We start from the raw sequence: 4,156 nt of genomic DNA, 5'->3' as shown, positions 1-4,156 counted from the left end.
GCCTCTCACAGGACGATGCAAAGAACTACACTAAGCTGTATCGATATTTCCCCACGTATTTCGAAGTACTAGAGGCATAACTCCGAGCCCAGCGCTTCGTATACACAAATAGCACGAACAGAAGGTCGGGATGCTGTGAAAATGGCTGATGCGGCCTGCGCACATTCTTGACTATGAGCGGATGCTGGACCCTGCTAAGTCCCGCTCCCAACCTTAGACCTAGGTTTAGTCACCGGCGGCTGGCGCGGCTGGAGCGCTTCCTTGGCCCGCTCCAGCTCCTTCGCCCCCGCCTCGGCCAGACGCCGGGCCTGCTGCAGCTGTTCGGGTGTCGGCGGCAGGCCAGGCAGCGGCGGTAGAGGTTCCCCCGGGGAACCGTCCACCATCCGAGCCACAGCAGCTCGCAGCCGCATCTCTGGGTAGAGCCTGGCCGCGCACCACCGCTCGGCGTAACGCTTGCCCTGCGCCATGCTGGCCGCCCGAACGTTCTTGGTTTCCCACATCTTCCGGGCATCAAGGTGCACCCGAACGCCGCCGTCCTTTGCGGGAGTTACGTTGGCGATCTGCCGGCCACTCCACCACAGCACCCAGCCCTCCCCCATCTGGACCCAGCCAGAGGGTGGCGGTGCTGAGCGGAAGCCTTGGTAGCCGTGCGAGGGGAGCATGGCCGAAAGGATACGGCTACGCGTCGCAGATGCTGCGAACCAGTGGACTTGCCTCGCACGCTAAACGCTTCAGCTCTCACCTACACGTTGCGCACCCTGTCAAGAGAAACATTCTTAACAATTTATATGTAGCATCAGGGCACCAGACGCCTTGTGATCTACGTACATGACCTCCCCACAAGTCTTCCGGATCCTGCGGATCAGACCCATTCTCCAACTCAACGGAACGATGGAAGGGATCGCCTCGCTGCAATCCAAATGCACCGCTTGCGGAGACGAATCCAGGATGTCCAAAGGCTGCGGCCTTGAAGAAGCAGAGGGTGGCTTCAAGCTCACCTGCCTGGGCTGCAAGGCAACCGAGATCCTGACGCTTGAAGTGGCCCTGGGCCATTGGCATGAACAGACGCGACGCGATCGCATTCTTGCCCTCGCGGGCATCGTCCCCGATGACCTAAAGCGCCCCTAGGTCCCGAACCACCGCCCGGCCTTCGCTCAGCGCAGCAACCAGAAGCCTGCCACCTGCAACCTGGCGGCCGACAGCCTGATTGAGCCACGCCGCCTGTAGCCGGCCCGCAGCCAGCACGTCTACGAGCTCGAAGCTGTCAGGGACGCGCTCCAACGGCTCGCCCGGAGACGCCAGTCCCCCAACCAGAGGCTGCACAACCGCAGGGATCGCACTGTCGTGTTTGGCATAGGCTGTTGCCACGATTCGCCCGTTCTTCGCTGACCACCCACCGAGTACGAGCTCCGTGCCGAGAGCAGCTCGAGGCAGGTCGGCCTCAACAGCCGCCTTTTCGTATGCGGGCCAGAGCTTGTCGATCACCAGCCCCAGCTCTGCCATCAATTGCTCCATCGTGAAGTCCGCTCGGAAGCTCGCCTGCAGCGCCAACTCGTATATGCGAAGGAAGAATTGAGTTGATCCGCGAGTGGCCAAGACCAGGTTGTGCTGTGGGATCAAAAGCAGCTTTGCCCCAGCAGATGGAACTCGGGTAAAGGCGTCTTCTGCCAGAGTGTCCACAGCTACCAAGAGCTGGTCAGGACGTAGAAGAACGTTGAGGATGCTCATAGCGCATGCCGAAGGGCTCGCGCTGACTATCTCCGCTATTCAGCCACCTGTCCAGAGGTCCGTCATGCGAGCAACAGATGCAGAAATTCTCCAACGCCTTGAAGCCTGCGAAGCAGACCTAGAAGCGCACCGCGGCTATCTGAAAGCATTCGAGTACGGCCTTCGGGCAACCGTCATAGCACATCCCGAACCCGGAGCCTTGTCAAAGATCTGGACGCAGTTGCTTCCTGGAATTGAGGAGAAGCATGCGACCGAGGGCGGAGCCCTCTACAAGGCCGCGCTGCAGCAAGCACTGGCAGTCCTCACCGATCAGATTGAAGCATCATGCGGCGCATCTTCCGCAAATGGGATCAATTAGCGCGCTGGAGCTCCTTGATTGACGCCGCAGCAGCACGGGGCAAACGCACCAACGAGGGACCGCCCTAGCCGATCACCGCGACTTGTTGCTGGACCGCGACCTGCAACAGATCCATTCCCGTAGCGTTGGGAGCGGTCGCATCTCCTCGCTGGAAGAAGCTGGTCCAGTCAGCACTCGCCATCCGGGCAAGCTCTTGCGATTCGACCGGTAGCCACCGCATTGGCCAGAATGGCAATCGCCGACGCCCTACCCTTCCTCGCTGCAACTCTACGAGGCCGGAGTGGCTGCTTGCGCCCACCACCCTGGAATAAGCAACGGATAGGCCATCTTCCGGTCCTTCCAGATACTGCAGAAAGCGCTCGCCATCGAAGAGAAGTACGCCAGTTACGCCAGCGTCTCGGTTGAAGCGGGCGGCATCGTCAATGATGGAGCACAGCCTTCCTTCCGTCTGGCCCAATCCATCTGCAACGATCTCTGCGACAGCCTCACTTGCGTACACCACGGCTCGGATAGGCATAGGGACATCTCCCTGCGGGGCTCTATACCCTATCAATACTTGCCGAGGAATAAAGTGACGTGCAGGTCGAAAACAAAACAGTTCAGGAACGTGCGAAAACTGAATTCGTGGACGCGTCACTAGGAGCCCTACAAATGCCTGACACCGGACTCTTCTACGTACTGGCTTTGGACTACGGCGCTGACGACGCCCGAATCGGTCACGTGAACTCGATCACAATTCGATGCAACCAATGCCACCATATCACTCGCTTGAACAAGAGAATCGAGCGCATCGAGGGAGGTACGGTTCTGACCTGCGGGAAATGCGGGGCGCGACAGGCTATAAGCAACGCTAGGTTGGTCGAATGCGATCACAGCTTGGGACATGCCAGAAGTTGAGATAGCGGCGGCGAAATCTCACCTCTCCAAACCGGCCAGAAGCTGATGAAGCGCTCAACCGATGAAGAGCATTTGGGGCCGGCGAACTCACATTAGGGTCACATGGTTTGCAACCGTCCTAACACCTTCTCCAATAGCCTGTCGCCTCCATTCCTTTGGAGAAAAGCGATGGCAATCAAGACTGCGGAAGATCTTTTCATCCACGAACTGTCCGACATCTACAGCGCGGAAAAGCAATTGACAAAGGCGCTCCCCCGCTTGGCCAGGGCATCCAGCAACCCCGACCTAGCCGCGGCTTTCGAACTTCACCTGGACGAGACGCAGGGCCAGATCGAACGTATCGATCAGGTAGTTGAAGTCCTCGGCATCCGCCTGAAGCGCATCAAGTGCGCAGCGATGGAAGGGCTGATCGAGGAAGGGAAAGAGATCATTGACTCCGTCGAGGAGGGACCGGTTCGGGATGCCGCGCTGATCGGCGGCGCACAGAAGGTCGAGCACTACGAAATAGCGTCCTACGGCACCATTGCCGCACTGGCCAAGCAGCTGGGCTACAAGGATGCTCTGCCACTCCTGCTCGAGACGCTCGAAGAAGAAAAGGCTACGGACGAAAAGCTGACAATGATCGCCAAGGGCGGCGGCAACCAGAAGGCCGCCGAAGCAGCGTGAGCCTGCATGGCGGCGTAGCGGTCGCTATGCCGCCAATTTTCGCCAATAGCGCAAGCAAGCACYGCGACACAGCAGATGCAGGTGCCCCCCCTTCTGGAGCACAGACAATGAACGAGAAAAAGTTGCAGGACGAACTGCCGTTCAACCCGACGACCGACGTTGACGACGCATCAAAAGCCCATACACCTGACGTGCGTCGCAATGACAAGGCCAAGTGGAAAGAGCACGACATGCCCGAGGACGGCGGCGGGCCCAAGGCCACGCCTGAAGACTATGAACGTCCTGACCCTGACCCTACCGGCGGCCATCGGGGCTAGGAATCATCACCTGCTACATGCTTGAAGTTCACCGCAAAGGCTATTGAGATCTCGTAGGCTCATCTTCGATTGCGTTCGAAAACTGGGCTAAAGGTGTGACATGTGGCGACGAAATGGGTTGTCCTTGGTTCTGCTCGGCTTAACTCTCTTGTTCATCGGAGGGCAGATAGCAACTGGCCTCAACGTGCAC

At 58.9% G+C, this 4,156-nt stretch carries 7 protein-coding genes; 4 read left to right on the top strand and 3 right to left on the bottom strand.

Annotated elements, in window-relative coordinates; translation table 11 throughout:
- Window positions 1–194: 194 nt before the first annotated feature.
- Window positions 195–662, bottom strand: coding sequence for a hypothetical protein (locus tag AC1VAN_RS13680; protein ID WP_442251179.1), 468 nt, complete (start codon window positions 660–662; stop codon window positions 195–197).
- A 166-nt stretch (window positions 663–828) separates the two neighbouring features.
- Here AC1VAN_RS13680 and AC1VAN_RS13675 point away from each other — a divergent pair, with 166 nt between their 5' ends.
- Window positions 829–1,128, top strand: a complete 300-nt coding sequence (locus AC1VAN_RS13675; RefSeq protein WP_442251178.1) for a hypothetical protein — start codon at window positions 829–831, stop codon at window positions 1,126–1,128.
- Here AC1VAN_RS13675 and AC1VAN_RS13670 read toward each other — a convergent pair.
- Window positions 1,114–1,728, bottom strand: a complete 615-nt coding sequence (locus tag AC1VAN_RS13670; protein WP_442251177.1) for a hypothetical protein — start codon at window positions 1,726–1,728, stop codon at window positions 1,114–1,116. The genes AC1VAN_RS13675 and AC1VAN_RS13670 overlap by 15 nt on opposite strands.
- Before the next feature lie 64 nt (window positions 1,729–1,792).
- Here AC1VAN_RS13670 and AC1VAN_RS13665 point away from each other — a divergent pair, with 64 nt between their 5' ends.
- Complete coding sequence (locus AC1VAN_RS13665; RefSeq protein WP_442251176.1) at window positions 1,793–2,086, top strand: hypothetical protein; 294 nt, start codon at window positions 1,793–1,795, stop codon at window positions 2,084–2,086.
- Between the two features lie 64 nt (window positions 2,087–2,150).
- On the opposite strand, the gene AC1VAN_RS13660 is transcribed toward AC1VAN_RS13665, so the two are convergent.
- Window positions 2,151–2,603 carry a BLUF domain-containing protein gene (locus tag AC1VAN_RS13660; RefSeq protein WP_442251175.1) on the bottom strand — a complete coding sequence of 151 codons (453 nt, stop codon included), beginning with the start codon at window positions 2,601–2,603 and terminating at the stop codon, window positions 2,151–2,153.
- Window positions 2,604–3,151: 548 nt separating this feature from the next.
- On the opposite strand from AC1VAN_RS13660, the gene AC1VAN_RS13655 reads away from it, so the two are divergent.
- Window positions 3,152–3,649, top strand: coding sequence for a YciE/YciF ferroxidase family protein (locus tag AC1VAN_RS13655; RefSeq protein ID WP_346585871.1), 498 nt, complete (start codon window positions 3,152–3,154; stop codon window positions 3,647–3,649).
- 107 nt (window positions 3,650–3,756) lie between these two features.
- On the top strand, window positions 3,757–3,966 hold the full coding sequence (locus tag AC1VAN_RS13650) for a hypothetical protein (RefSeq protein ID WP_442251174.1): 210 nt from the start codon (window positions 3,757–3,759) through the stop codon (window positions 3,964–3,966).
- The last annotated feature ends 190 nt before the right edge of the window (window positions 3,967–4,156 follow it).

The organism is Stenotrophomonas sp. 05L44_2 (assembly GCF_056665995.1).
The sequence above is the reverse complement of the archived record's forward strand: the minus strand, read 5'-3'. Positions and strand labels throughout refer to the sequence as shown.